Source organism: Flexivirga sp. G2 (assembly GCF_055397625.1).
This window is the reverse complement of record NZ_AP039675.1, coordinates 3,558,437-3,575,593: the sequence shown is the minus strand read 5'-3', so window position 1 is coordinate 3,575,593 and position 17,157 is coordinate 3,558,437. Positions and strand designations below refer to the sequence as shown.

The 17,157-nt window shown below is 69.3% G+C and carries 18 protein-coding genes; 16 read left to right on the top strand and 2 right to left on the bottom strand.

What is annotated here, in order from left to right:
* The first annotated feature begins 61 nt into the window (after positions 1-61).
* Genes alr through tsaD form a run of 6 tightly spaced genes read left to right on the top strand, consistent with a single transcriptional unit; the run spans position 62 to position 5,054 of the window.
* Positions 62-1,219 carry an alanine racemase gene (gene alr, locus ACZ50J_RS17320; RefSeq protein ID WP_464298401.1) on the top strand — a complete coding sequence of 386 codons (1,158 nt, stop codon included), beginning with the start codon at positions 62-64 and terminating at the stop codon, positions 1,217-1,219.
* The gene (locus ACZ50J_RS17315) at positions 1,216-2,289 is read left to right on the top strand and encodes an alpha/beta fold hydrolase (protein ID WP_464298400.1); all 1,074 of its coding nucleotides are present in this window, start codon (positions 1,216-1,218) and stop codon (positions 2,287-2,289) included. Before alr ends, ACZ50J_RS17315 begins: the two co-directional genes overlap by 4 nt.
* A complete protein-coding gene (gene tsaE / locus ACZ50J_RS17310; RefSeq protein WP_464298399.1) occupies positions 2,286-2,750 on the top strand; it encodes a tRNA (adenosine(37)-N6)-threonylcarbamoyltransferase complex ATPase subunit type 1 TsaE in 465 nt (154 codons plus the stop codon). The genes ACZ50J_RS17315 and tsaE overlap by 4 nt, the downstream gene beginning before the upstream one ends.
* Positions 2,751-2,804: 54 nt before the next feature.
* Positions 2,805-3,482 carry a tRNA (adenosine(37)-N6)-threonylcarbamoyltransferase complex dimerization subunit type 1 TsaB gene (gene tsaB, locus ACZ50J_RS17305; RefSeq protein ID WP_464298398.1) on the top strand — a complete coding sequence of 226 codons (678 nt, stop codon included), beginning with the start codon at positions 2,805-2,807 and terminating at the stop codon, positions 3,480-3,482.
* Complete coding sequence (gene rimI / locus ACZ50J_RS17300) at positions 3,479-4,015, top strand: ribosomal protein S18-alanine N-acetyltransferase (protein WP_464298397.1); 537 nt, start codon at positions 3,479-3,481, stop codon at positions 4,013-4,015. The genes tsaB and rimI overlap by 4 nt, the downstream gene beginning before the upstream one ends.
* Positions 4,008-5,054: a tRNA (adenosine(37)-N6)-threonylcarbamoyltransferase complex transferase subunit TsaD gene (gene tsaD, locus ACZ50J_RS17295; RefSeq protein ID WP_464298396.1), complete on the top strand. Its 1,047-nt coding sequence runs from the start codon at positions 4,008-4,010 to the stop codon at positions 5,052-5,054. Before rimI ends, tsaD begins: the two co-directional genes overlap by 8 nt.
* Before the next feature lie 90 nt (positions 5,055-5,144).
* Here the strand turns inward: tsaD and ACZ50J_RS17290 are convergent, their stop codons facing one another.
* Positions 5,145-6,161 (bottom strand): glycoside hydrolase family 3 N-terminal domain-containing protein, encoded by a 1,017-nt coding sequence (locus tag ACZ50J_RS17290; RefSeq protein WP_464298395.1) that lies wholly within the window; start codon positions 6,159-6,161, stop codon positions 5,145-5,147.
* A 61-nt stretch (positions 6,162-6,222) separates the two neighbouring features.
* On the opposite strand from ACZ50J_RS17290, the gene ACZ50J_RS17285 reads away from it, so the two are divergent.
* Positions 6,223-6,453, top strand: coding sequence for a hypothetical protein (locus ACZ50J_RS17285; protein WP_464298394.1), 231 nt, complete (start codon positions 6,223-6,225; stop codon positions 6,451-6,453).
* A gap of 1 nt (position 6,454) precedes the next feature.
* Here ACZ50J_RS17285 and ACZ50J_RS17280 read toward each other — a convergent pair whose 3' ends face one another.
* Positions 6,455-7,681: a class I SAM-dependent methyltransferase gene (locus ACZ50J_RS17280; protein WP_464298393.1), complete on the bottom strand. Its 1,227-nt coding sequence runs from the start codon at positions 7,679-7,681 to the stop codon at positions 6,455-6,457.
* A 61-nt stretch (positions 7,682-7,742) separates the two neighbouring features.
* Between ACZ50J_RS17280 and ACZ50J_RS17275 the strand changes: the two genes are divergently transcribed.
* The 9 genes from ACZ50J_RS17275 (at position 7,743) to ACZ50J_RS17235 (ending at position 17,121) form a co-directional block, all read left to right on the top strand.
* Complete coding sequence (locus ACZ50J_RS17275; RefSeq protein ID WP_464298392.1) at positions 7,743-9,071, top strand: TrkH family potassium uptake protein; 1,329 nt, start codon at positions 7,743-7,745, stop codon at positions 9,069-9,071.
* Positions 9,061-9,738 (top strand): potassium channel family protein, encoded by a 678-nt coding sequence (locus ACZ50J_RS17270; RefSeq protein ID WP_464298391.1) that lies wholly within the window; start codon positions 9,061-9,063, stop codon positions 9,736-9,738. Before ACZ50J_RS17275 ends, ACZ50J_RS17270 begins: the two co-directional genes overlap by 11 nt.
* Before the next feature lie 69 nt (positions 9,739-9,807).
* On the top strand, positions 9,808-10,794 hold the full coding sequence (locus tag ACZ50J_RS17265) for a ribose-phosphate diphosphokinase (RefSeq protein WP_464298390.1): 987 nt from the start codon (positions 9,808-9,810) through the stop codon (positions 10,792-10,794).
* A gap of 63 nt (positions 10,795-10,857) precedes the next feature.
* Positions 10,858-11,976, top strand: coding sequence for a hypothetical protein (locus ACZ50J_RS17260; RefSeq protein ID WP_464298389.1), 1,119 nt, complete (start codon positions 10,858-10,860; stop codon positions 11,974-11,976).
* Positions 11,973-13,016: a hypothetical protein gene (locus tag ACZ50J_RS17255; protein WP_464298388.1), complete on the top strand. Its 1,044-nt coding sequence runs from the start codon at positions 11,973-11,975 to the stop codon at positions 13,014-13,016. The genes ACZ50J_RS17260 and ACZ50J_RS17255 overlap by 4 nt, the downstream gene beginning before the upstream one ends.
* Positions 13,017-13,310: 294 nt before the next feature.
* Positions 13,311-13,607 (top strand): co-chaperone GroES, encoded by a 297-nt coding sequence (gene groES, locus ACZ50J_RS17250; protein ID WP_464298387.1) that lies wholly within the window; start codon positions 13,311-13,313, stop codon positions 13,605-13,607.
* 144 nt (positions 13,608-13,751) lie between these two features.
* Positions 13,752-15,359 (top strand): chaperonin GroEL, encoded by a 1,608-nt coding sequence (gene groL / locus ACZ50J_RS17245; protein ID WP_464298386.1) that lies wholly within the window; start codon positions 13,752-13,754, stop codon positions 15,357-15,359.
* A gap of 293 nt (positions 15,360-15,652) precedes the next feature.
* Positions 15,653-16,231, top strand: coding sequence for an RNA polymerase sigma factor ShbA (gene shbA / locus ACZ50J_RS17240; protein WP_464298385.1), 579 nt, complete (start codon positions 15,653-15,655; stop codon positions 16,229-16,231).
* Positions 16,228-17,121, top strand: coding sequence for a hypothetical protein (locus tag ACZ50J_RS17235; RefSeq protein ID WP_464298384.1), 894 nt, complete (start codon positions 16,228-16,230; stop codon positions 17,119-17,121). The genes shbA and ACZ50J_RS17235 overlap by 4 nt, the downstream gene beginning before the upstream one ends.
* The last annotated feature ends 36 nt before the right edge of the window (positions 17,122-17,157 follow it).

Here is a 17,157-nt window from a genome sequence, read left to right as displayed (position 1 = left end):
GGACGGACACCAGCCCGACGGGTCCGCAGCACCGTTCGGTCGAGGTGCCACACTGGCCCCTGTGAATGACCAAGCTCCCGCGTTGCAGGGTGGTGCGCCTGCGCGAGTGATCGTCGATCTGGACGCCATCACCCACAACGTCGAGGTACTGCAACAGCACGCCGGCGACGCGATGGTGATGGCCGTCGTCAAGGGCGACGCGTACGGACACGGCCTCGTCCCTAGTGCGCGAGCCGCGCTGCGCGGCGGCGCGCAGTGGCTCGGGGTGGCCCAGTTGCAGGAGGCGCTGGCGCTGCGCAACGCCGGCATCACCGTCCCGGTGCTGAGCTGGTTGCATGCTCCCGGCATGGATTTCGGCGCGGCGATCGCCGCGGACATCGACCTGGGCGTGCCGGCAGTCTGGGAGCTCGACGCCGTCGCGGCGGCGGCCCGCGCGGCCGGCCGGACCGCACGGGTGCAACTCAAGGTCGACACCGGGCTCGCGCGCAACGGCGCGTTCGGGCCGGACTGGCCGTTGCTGGTCGATGCCGCGCAGCGGCACGTTGCGGACGGAACCGTCACGGTGACAGGCGTTTTCACCCACTTCGCGTTCGCCGACGCCCCGCAGCACCCGACGGTGCAGGCGCAGCAGGTGCGCTTCGCCGACGCCGTGCGCGATTGCGAGCGTGCCGGATTCGACCTCGAGGTGCGCCACATGTCCAACTCGGCGGCGACGCTCACGACACCCCAGGCCGCGTTCGACATGGTGCGCCCCGGGCTCGCCGTCTACGGCCTGTCGCCGGTGCCGGACATCGGCGGGCCGTCCCGTTTCGGGCTGGTGCCGGCGATGACCGTCTCCGCGAATGTCACTGTCACCAAACGGGTTCCGGTCGGTCAGGGGGTGAGCTACGGACACACCTACGTCACGTCGCGCGAGACGACGTTGATCGACGTCCCCTGCGGGTATGCCGACGGCGTGCCGCGGGCGGCCTCGTCCAAGGGCCCCGTGCAGGTCGGCGGTCGTCAGTTCACCATCGCCGGGCGGGTCTGCATGGACCAGTTCGTGGTCGACGTCGGTGACCTGTCCGTGCGTGCGGGCGATGAGGTCGTGCTCTTCGGCAGCGGTGCCGACGGTGAACCGACGGCACAGGACTGGGCCGCAGCCACCGACACCATCAGCTACGAGATCGTCACCCGGATGAGCTCGCGGCTGCCGCGCATCTACCTCGGCGACGTATGAGCTCGCGACGCGGACTGATCGGCTTGGGAATCGGGGTGGCGGCTGCCGGTGCCGCGACGGCTGCCGGGCTCGCCACCGACCGGGTGCTGCGGTCGCGACGCAACGACCGTGTCGCATTGCGCCCGCCGGACGACCCCGATCTCGAGCAGCGGGGGTCGGTGGTGGTCGCGGACGACGGCGTCCCGCTCTACGTCGAGATCGACGAACCGGCCGAGGACGGGGCGAAGGCGACGACCGTGCTGCTCGTGCACGGCTACGCGCACAGTCAGGCCGTGTGGGCGCAACAGCGTCGCGCCATACATGACGCCGGCTATCGCGTGGTCAGTATGGATCTGCGCGGGCACGGCCGATCGGGGGAGGGTGACGAGGAGTCGTACACGATCGCGCAGCTGGGCCGCGACGTGGCGGGTGTCATCGAGCAGGCGATCCCCGAGGGGCCGATTGCGCTGGTCGGTCACTCGATGGGCGGTATGGCGCTGATGGCGCTCGCCGAGGAACGGCCGGAGCTGGTGCGCGCACGGACCGTCGGTGTCGCGCTGATCAGCACGAGTGCCGGTGGCCTCTCCGAGGTCAACTTCGGCTTGGGCAAGCAGCTCGGCGGCGTCGTGCATCGGCTCGGGCCGGGTGCGGTGGCGCGTGCCGACCGGCAACAGAACGCGTTCAACGTGGCGCGCTTGCTCGGCCGGAACGTCGAATCCGCTCTGGTGCATCGGTATTCGTTCGGTGGCCCGGTCCCCAAACCGGTCATCCGGGATCTTGCGGAGATGATCTTCGGGACCCGCCTGCAGGTGATCGGTGCGTTCCTGCCGACGCTGATGGAGCACCAGCGAGAGGCGGCATTGCCGGTCTTCGAGGGCATCGAGACGCTCATCATGCACGGCATCCGCGACCGGATGACACCGATCGCACACGGCGAGAGTCTCGCCCGCGCGCTGCAGGGTGCCGAGCTGGTCGTGGTCAAGCGGGCCGGGCACGTGCTGCCGTTGGAGACGCCCGACCTGCTCAGCGCCCAACTGTTGGCGTTCCTCGAGCGGGCCGAACGGTCGGCGCGGGACAGGGCCGAGCAATGACCGCCCGGGTGCGGCTGGCGGACGCCGACGCGACGCAGGAGTGGGGTGCGCGGCTGGGTGCTCTGCTGCGGGCGGGCGACCTGCTCGTGCTGACCGGCGGTCTCGGCGCGGGCAAGACGACCCTGACGCAGGGCCTGGCCCAGGGTCTCGGCGTCCGCGGGCCGATCACGTCGCCGACGTTCGTCATCTCCCGGATCCATCCGTCGCTGGTCGGCGGCCCGTCGCTGGTGCATGTCGACGCCTATCGGCTGGGCGGCTCCGCCGAACTCGACGACCTCGACCTCGACGCCGAGATCGCCTCGTCCGTCACCGTGGTCGAGTGGGGGTCCGGGCTGGCCGAGGACCTCGCCGAGTCGCACCTGGAGCTGGTGCTCGAGCCCGACGGTGATGCTCGGGTCGTCACGCTGCTCCCCACCGGAACGCGATTCGAGGCGCTGGTCGAGCAACTCGTCCACGAATGACGGCCGAGGAAGCCGTCATTCGGTGGGGGACCGGGGGCGCCGTACCCTTGTCCGGTGCTGCTGCTCGCTCTCGACACCGCCACCTCGGCCGTGACCGTCGCCCTCCACGACGGGACGACGGTGATCGCCGAGGAGTCACTGGTCGACTCACGGCGTCACGCCGAGACCCTCACCCCGATGATCGCCTCGGTCGTCGCCGGGGCCGGCCGGGCGCCCGCCGACCTGACCGCGATCGCCGTCGGTGTCGGCCCGGGTCCGTTCACCGGCCTGCGCGTCGGGATCGCCACGGCGACGACGCTCGGCCTGGCACTCGACCTCCCGGTCCACGGCATCTGCAGCCTCGATGCACTGGCGCACGCGGCGGCGCAGGAGCAGGGCACACCGAGCGATTTCGTCATCGCCTCCGATGCACGCCGCAAAGAGGTCTACTGGGCGCGTTACCGCGCGACCGCCGACGGCGTCGAGCGCGTCTCGGGTATGCCGCAGGTGTGCCGACCCGCCGAACTGCCCGACGAGATTCGCGCCCTGCCTGCCGCTGGTCGTGGTCCGCAGCTCTACCCGGACGCCTTCGCAGCGGCGCTGTTGCCGCTCGACGCGCCGGCGGGTGGCGTGGCGTCATACACGATCCAGCAGCTGGCCGCCGGGCGCGAGCTGCTGCCCGTGCAGCCGCTCTACCTGCGGCAGCCGGACGCGAAGCCGGCGACCGCGCAGAAGTCGGTGCTGCCGCGGTGAGCGCCGACCGACGCGAGGATCGCAGCGGAGCGATGACCGGAATGGCGGGCAGAGGCGCGGCAACGGGTATGACGGTGGCCTTGCGCGAGATGGAGTGGCCGGACATCGAGCAGCTGACCATGCTCGACGAGCAGCTGTTCGCGCACGACGCGTGGTCGGCGCGGTCGTGGTGGTCGGAGCTGGCCGGCCGCCCGCGGCGCCAGTACACGGTGGCGACCGGTGCCGACCGCATCGTCGGGTATGGCGGGATCGACTGTGCCGGGAACACCGCGGACGTCATGACCATCGCCGTCGCACCCGCAGAACAGGGCCACGGACTGGGCCGCGTCCTGTTGGAGCGGCTCACGCAGCAGGCTCGGGACAGCGGCGCGCAGGCGCTGCTCCTGGAGGTGCGCGCCGATAACGAACCGGCCCGAAACCTTTACCTGCGAGCGGGATTCGAGCACATCCAGACCCGCCGCGGCTACTACCAGCCGGACAACGTCGACGCGCACGTGATGCGTGCGCACCTCGAGGGGACTTCTCATGAGTGAACCGCTGATCCTCGGCGTCGAGAGCTCCTGTGACGAGACCGGTGTCGCGTTCGTGCGTGGCAACACCCTGCTCGCCGACGTCGTCGCCAGCAGCGTCGACCAGCACGCCCGTTTCGGGGGAGTCGTGCCGGAGGTCGCCAGCCGCGCCCATCTGGAAGCGCTGCTGCCCACGATCAAGCGCTCGTGCGAGGAGGCGGGGCACAGCCTGCGCGACGTCGACGCGATCGCAGTCACGTCCGGCCCCGGCCTCGCTGGTGCGCTGATGGTCGGGGTCGCCTCCGCGAAGGCGCTCGCCTGGGCCCTCGACAAGCCCTTGTACGGCGTCAACCACCTCGCCGCGCACGTGTGTGCCGATGTACTCGACCATGGGCCGTTGCCGGAACCGACTGTGGCGCTGCTGGTTTCGGGAGGCCACACCAACCTCCTGCTGGTGCGGGACATCGCCTCCGATGTCGAGGAACTCGGTGGCACGATCGACGACGCGGCCGGTGAGGCCTTCGACAAGGTCGCCCGCGTGCTCGACCTGCCCTACCCGGGCGGGCCGCACATCGAACGTGCGGCCGCCGAGGGCGACCCGGCCGCCATCCGCTTCCCGCGGGGGCTGACGACGCGCAAGGACCTGGAGCGGCACCGGTTCGACTATTCGTTCTCCGGGTTGAAGACCGCCGTGGTCCGCTGGGTGCAGGAACGGCAGAACGCCGGTGAGGTCCTGCCCGTCGCCGACGTCGCGGCGAGTTTCAACGAAGCGGTCGCCGATGTCCTCACCCGCAAGGCGATCGACGCCTGCCAGGAGTATGGCGTGAGGGACCTGCAGATCGGCGGGGGAGTGACGGCCAACAGTCGCTTGCGCGCGATGGCACAGGAGCGCTGCGACGCGGCCGGCATCAGCCTGCGGGTGCCGCGGGTCCGGTTGTGCACGGACAACGGTGCGATGGTCGCCGCCCTGGGGTCACAGATGGTCCAGCGTGGCCTGACTCCGAGTTCGCTTGATCTGCCGGCCGATTCGTCGATGCCGGTGAGTCAGACCAAGGCCGGTTAGTGGCAGGTAACCGGCGAGATCGACTCTCCTGAAGGGTTGGTGGACGCCCGCGAGACGACGTCGGGGCTGTGCCGCGAGGAGTCGAGCACATCAGCAGTGCAGTAGGCCCAGCCGCTGCTTGAGGGCGAGGACCCGCTTGGCGGACGCAGCGACCTGGCCGGCGAACTTCTTGTCGGACGACGCACGCGCGGTGATCGCCCGCACCATCGGCCCGGCGGCCGCCGATTGCCCGGTCAACACGATGTCACCGCCCGCTGCGATGAATCGCACTGCTCGCTGGCCGGGTGAAAGACCCTGCACTGCAACGGCATTCATGTCGTCGGTGATGACAACGCCATGCCAGCCGAGCTTGTCGCGCAGCAGTCCCGTGATGATCTTGTGCGAGAACGGTGCCCGGTTGGCGGGATCGATCCGGTCGTAGCGGGCGGACGACATCATCACCGCCCCGGCACCGGCCCGGATGCCGGCCGCGAACGGCTTCAGGTAGCTGTCCGTCGCCGTCGTCCGCGAGTCGGTGGTCCCCGTTGCGGTCACGTCGGTGTTGCCGGTGACCCGGCCGAGTCCGGGAAAGTGCTTCACCGTGGCACCGACGCCGGTGCTGCGCAGGCCGCGGACGACGTCGGTGACGGACGTCGCGACGGTCGCCGGGTCGTGGCCGTACTCGCGGCCCCATTTGCCGATCGGCGCATTCCGCGTGCCCAAGGAAGCGGGCACCGTGTCGGCGACGGGTGCGAGGTTGAGGTTGACCCCCGCCGCCTCGAGCTGGCGGCCGATCAGTTGTCCGTAGGCGACCCGCTGTCTGCCGCTCATCCGTCCTTGTTGCGTGGCGGACTCCAACGGCGAGAAGCCGGCGCCCTTCAGTTGTTGCACCGAGCCGCCCTCCTGGTCGGCCGCGATCAACAGGGGAACGTCGCCGGTCGAGGATGAACTGACCTGGGACTGCAGGTGATTGGACGTGGCTCGGACACGGGACACCCCGGTCCAGCCGCCGAGGTAGATGACGTTGCCCACGTGTTCGCGCGCGATGAGTGCGTCGTTGGCAGAAGCAGCGGAGGTGCCGTCCAGGCCGATCATCAGCAACTGGCCGGTGCGCTGTGCAGGACTCATCCGGTCGTAGGTGCGTTGCACACAACCGCGTGATGGGGACGGAGTCGCCGAGCTGGTGCCGGTGGCACGGGGTTTCACGGTCGAGGACGTCGACGACGATGTCGAGGACGGCGTCGAGGAGGACCTGCTCGGCATACGCGCGGCGGACGTCGCGGACGAGCCGGTCGACGAGGGCGAACCGCCGCCCTGCGTGGTCCCACCGGAGGAGCACCCGGCGACGACCAACCCCGACACGACGCACACGCTCGCCGCGCGGATGACCTGTCGGGAAGCAGCCACGGATCGACGGTAACTCACCGGACGGGCTGCAGCATGAGCACTGCCTGCGCGCCACCGACGCGCGTCACCAGGATCGTCGCCTCGTTGTCACCCTTGAGACGCACCTGACGGCGCAACTGTGCCGGGTCGATCGACGCGCCCTTCTTCTTGATCGTCAGCCGGCCGATCCGATGGTCCCGCACCCACGATCGCAACGCCTTGATGTTGAACGGGACCGCCTCGGTGACGGCGTACTTCTTGGCCCACGGGACGACGACGTCACGAGGTGAGGTGACGATGCCGACGCCGGTGTCGAGCTCGACGCCGTCGACGCGACGGACCAACGCCCCGCTCAACCCGGCGCGGATGATCGCGCGGTCCGCCTCGTAGAGGAAGCCGTGCAAGCGATCGAGCCGAGCCGGCTCCGGGTTCGCGCCCTCGGCATCCCGCTCCAGCACCTCGTGCGCGAACTGACCGTGGATGACGACGGCGGATCGCCCCGGATCCCAGGCCGCGTCGTTCCACCACAGCACGCACTCGACGACCTCGCCGTCATACGAGGTCCATTGGGCCTGCGTTCCCAGCGGGATCTGTGCGTGCGCGAAGGACGGCGAGAGTTTCACGCCGGCCGATGCGGCGCCCGCGCTCAGTTCGCGGACCAACTCCCAGGACGGCTCGAGCTGGTCGAGGCGGAAGGTGCGCCGCGTGCGTCCCTGTATGTCGCTCACACCCGGGGTACGCCGGGCCGGATCCATCCAGACGGCACAGTCGCGAGCGCCGTTGCCCGCGGGCAACGCGACGTTCTCGGCGAGTCCATGGCGTGCGGTCGCATGCGCCCAGGGACGCAGATTGAAGTCCGCAACGGACGAGGTGACCTCATCGGCGTCCACCGCCGTGACCCGCAGGCCGATCTCGGCGAACGCACGGGCGTCGGCGCCGACACCGCAGCCGAGATCGAAGACGCGCCGGGCGCCGGAGTCGCCGAGCCGCCGTGCGTGCAGCCGTGCGACCTGCTGTCGTGTGGCCTGCTCCAGCCCGTCGACGGTGAACAGCATGCTGTGCGCGGCGTCACCGAACTTGCGCTCGCCGCGAGCCCGCAGCCTGGACTGGGTCAGCGCGGCGGCGATCAGGTCGGCGTCGAACCCCTCGGTGCGCAGCCGGTCGGCGAGACTGAACGCCGCCGCCTCGTCATACGGCGGCAGGGACGCGAGCAGCGCGGCGCCCTCGCCGCTGAGCAGTCTGGCCAGCAGGGCGGGCGTCACCGGGCATCACCCCGTCGGAGCGGGTCACCGACAACACCTTCCATGCGGTTAAGTGTGACGCATGAGGCGAACCCGATTCGGTCCGGCGCGGACCATTGTCGTGTTCTACGCAATCACGGTCACGCTCGGCACGCTGCTGCTGGCGTTGCCGTTCACGACCGCAGGTGAGGGCAAGGCTCACTTCAGCACCGCGCTGTTCACGGCGGCCAGCGCCACCTGCATCACGGGTATGTCGCCGGTGGATGTCGCGACCTACTGGAATCCGTTCGGGCAGGTGGTGATCCTGCTGTTGGTGCAGGCCGGCGGCCTCGGGATCGTGACGCTGTCGGTGCGCCTGCTGCAGCTGGTCCACGGTCGGATGGGCATCGGCGGCACGCTCGCAGCACAGGCCGACGCGCACACCGACACACCCGCACACGCACGCTCGATGATCCGGGTCATCGTCCGGTTCTATCTCGCGCTCGAAGCCGTGCTCGCCGTACTCCTGGCCCTCCGGTTGCATTTCTCGTATGGCGAGGGCGTCGGCCGCGCCTCCTGGGACGGCCTCTTCCACGCGGTCTCGGCGGTGAACAACGCGGGCTTCAGCACCTACTCCGACGGCGCGGCCCGGTTCGCGCACGACCCGTGGGTGCTGGCGATGCTCTGCGGCGGTGTCTTCATCGGCGGCCTGGGCTATCCCGTGTGGTTCGAGCTGATGCGGGGGAAGCGACCGTCGGAGTGGACCATGCACACCCGCCTGACGATCGGCGGATCGCTGGTGCTGTTCGTCGTCGGTCTCGTCACGTTCGTCGCGTTCGAATGGCGCAATCCCGGCACGCTCGCGCACCTCGACCCCACCGACAAGATGTGGAACTCCATCAGCGGGGCCGTCTTCCCGCGGACCGCCGGGTTCGCCACGGTCGACTACACCGCGGTGCGCCCGGAGACGATGGCCATCAACTACGTGCTGATGTTCATCGGCGGTGGCAGCGCCGGCACGTCGGGCGGCATCAAGGTGTCGACGTTCTTCCTGCTCGGAGCGGTCATCATCTCCGAGGTCCGGGGCGAACCCCAGGCGCGTGTCGGGCATCGCGCCATACCCGTGGCGGTGCAGCGGCAGGCTCTGACTGTTGCGCTGCTCGGCGTCGGCACGGTGATGGTCGGCATGATCGCGATCCTGACGATCAGCGAGCAGCCGATGCAGTTGGTGCTCTTCGACACCATCTCGGCGTTCTCGACCACCGGACTGTCCGCCAACCTGACCGCTCAGTTGCCGACGGCGGCCCACTACGTCCTGATCGCGTTGATGTTCATCGGCCGAGTCGGCACGATGACTGTCGGCAGCGCGCTGGCCATGCGGCGCACCAGGCGGCGTTACCAACTACCGGAGGAGTTCCCCATTGTCGGTTAAACGACGCGGCACATTGGACCCGCACACGGTGCTGGTGCTCGGCCTGGGCAGGTTCGGCCTGGCCGTCGCCGACACCCTCACCGAGCAGGACTGGGACGTGCTGGCGGTCGACCAGTCACTGGAACTCGTGCAGAAGTGGTCCGACCGGTTCGCCCATGTGGTGCAGGCGGACAGCACCGATCCCGAGGCCCTGCGGCAGATCGGCGCCGGCGACTTCGAGCGCGCGGTGGTGGCCATCGGCTCCAATCTCGAGGCCAGCATCCTCACGACCGCCAACCTCGCCGACCTCGGCGTGCCGAGCATCTGGGCCAAGGCGATGACCAAGCAGCACGCCCGCATCCTGCAACGCATCGGCGCCCATCACGTCGTGCTCCCGGAGCGGGAGATGGGCGCTCGCATCGGGCGGCTTCTCGTCGGCTCGCTCGCCGACTACTACGAGTTGGAGAGCGGCTTCGGCATCGGTCGGATGGCCTGCTCGGACAAGTTCGCCGACAAGACCCTCGCCGAACTCAACCTGCGCGGGAAGTACGGCGTCACGGTGGTCGCCGTCAAGCATCCGGGCGGCACGTTCGAGGACGCGCGTCCGGAGACCGTCATCGGCCGCGGCGACCAGTTGGTGATCACCGGTTCCACGGATCGGCTGCAGCGCTTCTCCGGTCGCGCCTGAGGGGATCGGGAAGATTCAGTAGAGTCGGCACTGTTCCCGATTTCCGCCCCCTGGAAGGGATCACCGCCCGTGCGCGAGATCGTCGTTTTCTCCGGATCAGCCCACCCTGCCCTCGCCGACAGCATCTGCACGCACCTGGGCGTGCCTCGCTCGTATGTCGACATGACGCGCTTCAGCAACGACTGTCTGCAGGCGCAACTACTGGCCAATTGTCGCCAGCGCGACGTCTACCTGGTGCAGCCGCTGGTGCCGCCGACGCAGGACCATCTGATGGAGCTGCTGCTGATGATCGATGCGGCTCGCGGTGCGTCCGCCGAGCGCATCACCGCGGTCATCCCGTACTTCGCCTACGCGCGGTCGGACAAGAAGGACGCCTCGCGGATCTCGCTCGGTGGGCGGCTCGTGGCGGACCTGTTGGCGGCCGCCGGAGTGCACCGGGTGATCACCATGGCGCTGCACGCGCCCCAGGTGCACGGGTTCTTCTCCACACCCGTCGACCACCTCACGGCGATCGGTGAACTGGCCGACTACTTCCGGTCACGCGACGAGGACCTGGCCGACTCGGTGATCGTGTCGCCGGACTTCGGCAACGCCAAGACGGCGCAACAGTTCGCGCGGCTGCTCGGCCTGCCCGTCGCCGCGGGATCCAAGAAGCGCATCTCCGACGACAAGGTCATCATCGACACGATCGTCGGTGACGTCGACGGCAAGCGCGCGATCGTGCTCGACGACGAGATCGCCACGGGCGGCTCGGTGGTGGAGTTGCTGGATCGACTCGCGGAGCGAGGCTGTACATCCGCTGACATCGCGTGCACGCACGGGCTCTTCGTCGGGCCGGCGGTCGAGCGGCTCTCCGGGCATCCGCTGATCCGGGAAGTGGTCACGACCGACACGGTGCCGACACCTGTGAACTGGCCGCAGTTGCAGGTGCGTTCGGTCGCCGCTCTGTTCGCGGAGGCGATCGCGCGCATCCACGCCGGCGAGTCGGTCAGCAGCCTTTTCGACGGCGTCGACCCGCAGCACGCACCGCCTGCTGCCAAGCTCCCGCTCGGCTGACCCCCCCGGAATCGGGGACTGCGGGCCTGGAACGCTCGGACGCCACATCACGTCGATGCTGGTGTGAACCCCGACAACAACACCTGGTGGCGTCGCCGCAGCGTGCGGCTCTGGGCCGGACTGCTCGCCGTCGCCGTCGTGGCGACCGGTGTCGTCGTACATCATCAGCAGACGAAGGACCGGCTCGCCGCCGGTGCGAGCCGCACCGGCGAGTACTCGATGTCCGACGGCTACCGTTCTGCGGGCATCGACTTCACCGTTCCCAATGCGCAGGTGCGGGTGTCGATCGAGCTGGGCCGGAAGGGCATCCGGACGCACAACGACAAGCTGCAGACCGTCCGCGCCCCCGGCGGTGGGCTGCTGGCTCACCTGTCGTGGACGTCCACGTCGACCGCAGCCGACGGGAGCGACGCCGGGACACGACCCAGTCGCCTCCGTGTGCGATCAGGCGACACGGCCGTGGTGGTGGACCCGTCCTTGTCACCGGATCCGGCATCGGCTGCCGACACGGACGATGAGAAGGAGCAGAAGATCGTCGCACTGCCGGGCAAGCTGTCGGACGTCGTGGTCGAGGTCGAGTTCGCCGGTCGGACCCAGGCGGTGCAAGTGATCGACGGCCGGCGGGAGCCCGGTGACTTCGCGGGGCTGTATCGGACGGCGGTCTATCTCGGTGGGACGCAGCCGGTGTCCATTCAGCAGTCGCAGCCCACCGATCCGAAGTCTCCCTTCCGCTGGTCCGGCAGCGCGTCGGCCGGCAGGGCGCTTCGGCTCCCGTATGTCGAGGGGCTCGGCTGGGCGCCGGTCGGCCGTGAGTGGGTTCTCGTGCGCGGTGCGGGCTACACGATGGATACGACCGACGCCGTGTCGTGGAGCACTGCCGACGCCTACGCGCGATATTCGCCGACCGGCACGCCGGTGGTGGCGGTGACGCTGGACGGCCGGGCGCCGGTGAAGTTCCTCGGCAAGATGGGAGTCCGCACGTCGTACGACTTCCAGACGGGTTCGCGTGATTGCGTGTTCTCGGTGCCGACCGGAAACGCCTTCAGCATCGAGACGGTCGTCCGCACGAAGGTCCACCGCACGAGCGGTGACGCAACGGCGCCCGCGTCCTCCACCATGCAGCTACGCGACAACGACTCGTATCCGGCCGCGGTCGACCCGACCTCAGGGAATCGCCGATGACCGGGGCCACCCGGAGCGCGTCTCGTCGCCATCGCCGCGGACTCCTCGTTGCTGCCGTCGTCCTCGCGGTGATCGCCTTGCTTGTCGGTTGGCAGGTGGCGCAACGACGCGACTCCGTCCACGTCGGCGATCGGTTCGCGGATGTCACCGTCTACTCCGATCAGCTGGGCGAGAACAATGCGTCTGTCCAGCTTCCGTTCGGCGCGCTGCGGCTGACGATCGGCATCGGGGCTGAGGTCGACGAACTCAGGCACCGGGTGCAGGCGCCGGCCGGGGCCGCGCTCGTCGAGGTGTCCTGGTCGGCGGGTACGACGACCGGTGTGCCGCCCGTCTGGCCGACCGCAACCGCAGCGCAACGGCGGGATCCCGGCAGCACGCTGACTCTGGTGAGCGATGGTCGCCGCTATCCGATCGCACAGGCGGTGACGATGGCCGACGACGGTGGCTCGGTGCTGGTCGTGGTGAAGGGCGACGGGACCGATGCCCGTGTCGAGGCCCGCTTCGACGGTCGCGTGGAGCAGTCGCAGCCCGCCGATGCCATGCCGCCGAAGGTGCAGACCGATGGCTTCCGGTCGTGCGACGACACGTCGGACAAGGTGTTCTCCTGGGTGAAGTGCACGGTGCCCGTCTACCGCGGCGGATATGTCCCCGGGCTGGGTGCAGCGCCCGCCGGCAAGGAGTGGCTCGTCGTCCATGACGCGTCCGTGACCCGCTCGGATCGACGAGTCTCGGTGTATGACGCGAAGGACAGGGGCGCCCGCTACCTGCCGTCGGGGAAACCCTCGGTCGGTGTCTCTCTCGACGGCGTGAAGTCGAGTCCGCGCAAGGCGGGGGAGGACGTGACCGTGGGTGACTCGGTTCGCGTCGCGTCACGAGCCTGGCTGGTGCCGACGGACCTGACGGCAACAGTGCGCCTTCGCTATCAATTGCCCACAGCGCTCGACGAGACGCAGACCGATCAGCCGCGAGGGCCCAAGACACACCAGGTCGATGTCGGTACGACGGTGGTCCTTCAGGGCAGCGATCCGTCGGCTCGTTGACAGCCGCAGCCAACGGGTTTGGCACTCGAGTTGCATGAGTGCTAACGAACGCCTAGATTCGGTGCTGGCACTCTTCCTGGGACAGTGCCAACCGCATTTCGTGGTCGACCCCCGCGACGGCGCCCACGACGTGACCAACGGTTGCATGCGAGACGACGACCAGGGCGGCACCAGACGGTGTGCGAGCTTGCGAGCACCCGGCCGGGGCCGACCTGCGAGGAGTCGAGCCAGAGTGATCCCAGGGCACGCATCCACGGCCCGCCAGATCGGGCCCCAGAACAGGAAGGTCACACCGTGTCGGTGAACATCAAGCCGCTCGAAGACCGCATCGTCGTCAAGTCCGTCGAGGCCGAGCAGACCACCGCCTCCGGCCTGGTCATCCCGGACACCGCCAAGGAGAAGCCCCAGGAGGGCGAGGTCCTGGCGATCGGCCCCGGCCGCATCGACGACAACGGCCAGCGCGTCCCGCTCGACGTCGCAGTCGGCGACCGCGTCATCTACTCCAAGTACGGCGGCACCGAGGTGAAGTACTCCGGCGAGGAGCTGCTCATCCTCTCGGCTCGCGACGTGCTCGCAGTCGTCACGAACTGAGTCTTCGGGCGCAGTTCCTCGCACTGCCGACAGCGGCGCCCGCTCACGAGTTCGCGGGCGCCGCTGTCGTCAGTGGTCGTCACCACGCCGCCGGTCCAATTCCGCGGCACTCGGTAAACCGGTACTTGATACGAAAGGCCAACAATGGCAAAGGAACTGGAGTTCAACGACTCCGCACGCAAGGCGCTTGAGCGGGGCGTCGACGCCCTCGCCAACGCCGTGAAGGTGACGCTCGGACCCAAGGGTCGCAACGTCGTCATCGACAAGAAGTGGGGCGCACCGACCATCACGAACGACGGTGTGACCATCGCTCGCGAGGTCGAGCTGGAGGACTCCTACGAGAACCTCGGTGCGCAGCTCGCCAAGGAGGTCGCCACCAAGACCAACGACATCGCCGGTGACGGCACCACCACCGCGACCGTGCTGGCCCAGGCCATGGTCCACGAGGGCTTGCGCAACGTCGCCGCGGGTGCCGGTCCGGCCGCGCTCAAGCGCGGCATCGACCAGGCCGTCGACGCGATCAGCGAGCAGTTGCTCGCGGACGCCCGCGAGGTCGAGGGCAAGGACGAGATCTCCCAGGTCGCCGCGCTGTCCGCGCAGGACCAGACGATCGGCGGCCTGATCGCCGAGGCGTTCGACAAGGTCGGCAAGGACGGCGTCATCACGGTCGAGGAGTCCTCGACCGCCGAGACCGCCCTGGAGTTCACCGAGGGCATGCAGTTCGACAAGGGCTACATCTCCCCGTACTTCGTGACCGACACCGAGCGCATGGAGGCCGTCCTCGAGGACGCCTACGTGCTCATCAACCAGGGCAAGATCTCGGCGATCGCCGACGTCCTGCCGCTGCTGGAGAAGGTCGTGCAGTCCGGCAAGCCGCTGCTGATCATCGCCGAGGACATCGACGGTGAGGCGCTCTCCACGCTGGTCGTCAACAAGATCCGCGGCACGTTCAACGTCGTCGCCGTCAAGGCACCGGGCTTCGGCGACCGCCGCAAGGCGATGCTGCAGGACATCGCGATCCTGACCGGCGGCCAGGTCATCGCCGAAGAGGTCGGTCTCAAGCTGGACCAGGTCGACCTGGACATGCTGGGTCAGGCCCGTCGTGTCGTCGTCACCAAGGACACCGCGACGATCGTCGACGGTCAGGGCGACGCCGAGGCCGTGGGCGGCCGCGTCAAGGAGCTCAAGGCCGAGATCGAGCGCACCGACTCCGACTGGGACCGCGAGAAGCTGCAGGAGCGGCTGGCCAAGCTGGCCGGCGGCGTCTGCGTCATCCAGGTCGGTGCACACACCGAGGTGGAGCTCAAGGAGAAGAAGCACCGCATCGAGGACGCGATCTCCGCGACCCGCGCGGCCATCGAAGAGGGCATCGTCGCCGGTGGTGGCTCCGCACTGGTGCACGCCGCGAGCGCGGTCGACAAGCTCGACCTGACCGGCGACGAGGCGACGGGTGCGGCGATCATCGCCAAGGCCGCCGTCGAGCCGCTGCGCTGGATCGCCGAGAACGCCGGCCTCGAGGGCTACGTCGCGGTGTCCCGCGTGCAGGAGGAGGCGACCGGTAGCGGCCTGAACGCCGCAACGGGCGAGTACGGCGACCTGATCAAGCAGGGCGTCATCGACCCGGTGAAGGTCACCCGCTCCGCGCTGCGCAACGCCGCGTCGATCGCGTCGATGGTCCTGACCACCGACACGCTCGTCGTGGACAAGAAGGAGGACGAGGAGCCCGAGGCCGGCCACGGCCACGGTCACTGACCTCCGGCCCGGCAACGGGCGCACCGCGAACGGTGCTTGGACGAGGCTCGCGCCTCGTCCAAGCACCGTTCGCGTTTCTGCGATGCGTTCGCAGTTGTCCACAGATCTGTCGCCGAGTAGGCGAGAGGGGTGCCGACGTCCTACCCTGAAGAGACGCCATGCGCGGGAAACGCATTTCGGCAACCGAACGTTGGGACGACGTGAGCTCGGGGACTCCACGATCCAGTGCCGGCCAGGAGGACCTGGCCGGGTCATTCGAGCCTGCCCCCGTAACGTTTTCGCGCCCTGCACCGATGACACCGTCGGACGCGCACACCCCGTTGCGCGCCCTGGCAGCGGCCGCGCAAGAGGGAGATGCGGCTGCGACCAACGAACTCATGGCGGCCGTCCACCAGTTGGCCGTGCGTTATGCGCGCGGCAAGCTGGGACGTTTCTCGGCTGCTGCCGATGCCGCGGCCGATGCGGCGCAGGAGGTGTGCGTGGCCGTTCTGACCGCCCTGCCGCGCTACACCGACCGTGGAGCGCCGTTCGAGGCCTTCGTCTACCGCATCGCTGCCAACAAGGTCGCCGATGTCCAGCGTGGCGTGATCCGCCGGCCGACGCCGACCGACGAGTTGCCCGAGACCGTCGATGAGGCGCTGGGTCCGGAGGACTGCGCCGTCGCCGACGAGGAGTCGACCCGGGTGTGGGCATTGCTCGACCGGCTGTCACCGCAACACCGCGAGATCCTGACGCTGCGTGTCGCGGTCGGGCTCTCCGCGGAGGAGACCGCCGATGCGCTGGGGACGTCTGCCGGCGCCGTTCGAGTCGCTCAGCACCGCGCCCTCGCGCGGCTCCGCGGGTTCCTCGACGAAGGTCGGGACCACCTGTGACGCCGAGCATCGACGACATACGTCGCGACGACGAGCTGCTCGACGCGCTCGGCGCGCGTCATACGCCGACCCGCCGTGATGCGGTGGCCGACGTGCTCGGTCACTGGGTCCGCGAGATCGACGCACCCGATCGGCCGGCTGCCGCGGGCCGCTACGCCCGCCGATCGCACCGCACTCCCGCACGGGTCGGCGTGATGACCGCTGTCACCGTCGCGGCCCTGTCGATCTCCGGAGTCGCAGCGGCCGTCGGGGGAGTACACGGCATCTCACGAGTGGCGGCACAGATCGGATTCGTGCATCGCAGTGCCGACTTCGGCTCGGGTGCCGGCGGTCCGACGAGCACCGACGCCGCAGCCCCGGTGCCGGCCAGCACGACGACCGGGAGCACGTCCGGGAGCTATGCCACCGCCACGACTGCCGCGACGGTGTCCAGCCGTGCGGCGCTGCCCGGAAGCACCATCCCGCAGCGCGTGCTGCCGGGTGCGCTCGTGCCCGCCGGCGGTTCGCGGCGGCCGGGTCACAGCGGGCTGCCGTCCTGGGTGAGCACCGGGAGTTCGTCTCCCTCGTCGTCGACGCGGAGTTCGACCTCGACCTCGAGTTCCAGTTCGTCGGCATCGTCGACATCGACGTCGTCGTCGGGTCAGCCGAGTTCGACGTCGTCGGGTTCGCCGTCGTCGTCCGGCAGCCCGACCGCTTCGACACGTCCGACACATCCGACGCACTCGCCGAGGCCGACCCGCACCCCGAAGCCGACGTCGACCTCCGGCACCCCCACCGCGTCACCGTCGGCCTCCCGGTCGACACCGCCGACACTGACGACGACCTCGACCTCGCCGTCCAGTGCGTCGAGCACGGAGTCCTCGAGCAGCAGCTCCTCAACAGGACGCTGACGGGTCGCTGACCTTCTTTTTGCGGTCGCGCAGTCG

What these genes read in the sequence shown, in the direction of transcription:
- ACZ50J_RS17315 (WP_464298400.1), top strand. Translation starts at nt 1,216, where the DNA reads ATGAGCTCGCGACGCGGACTGATCGGCTTGGGAATCGGGGTGGCGGCT.
- tsaE (WP_464298399.1), top strand. Translation starts at nt 2,286, where the DNA reads ATGACCGCCCGGGTGCGGCTGGCGGACGCCGACGCGACGCAGGAGTGG.
- tsaD (WP_464298396.1), top strand. Translation starts at nt 4,008, where the DNA reads ATGAGTGAACCGCTGATCCTCGGCGTCGAGAGCTCCTGTGACGAGACC.
- ACZ50J_RS17290 (WP_464298395.1), bottom strand. Translation starts at nt 6,161, where the DNA reads ATGAGTCCTGCACAGCGCACCGGCCAGTTGCTGATGATCGGCCTGGAC.
- ACZ50J_RS17275 (WP_464298392.1), top strand. Translation starts at nt 7,743, where the DNA reads ATGAGGCGAACCCGATTCGGTCCGGCGCGGACCATTGTCGTGTTCTAC.
- ACZ50J_RS17255 (WP_464298388.1), top strand. Translation starts at nt 11,973, where the DNA reads ATGACCGGGGCCACCCGGAGCGCGTCTCGTCGCCATCGCCGCGGACTC.
- groL (WP_464298386.1), top strand. Translation starts at nt 13,752, where the DNA reads ATGGCAAAGGAACTGGAGTTCAACGACTCCGCACGCAAGGCGCTTGAG.
- shbA (WP_464298385.1), top strand. Translation starts at nt 15,653, where the DNA reads ATGACACCGTCGGACGCGCACACCCCGTTGCGCGCCCTGGCAGCGGCC.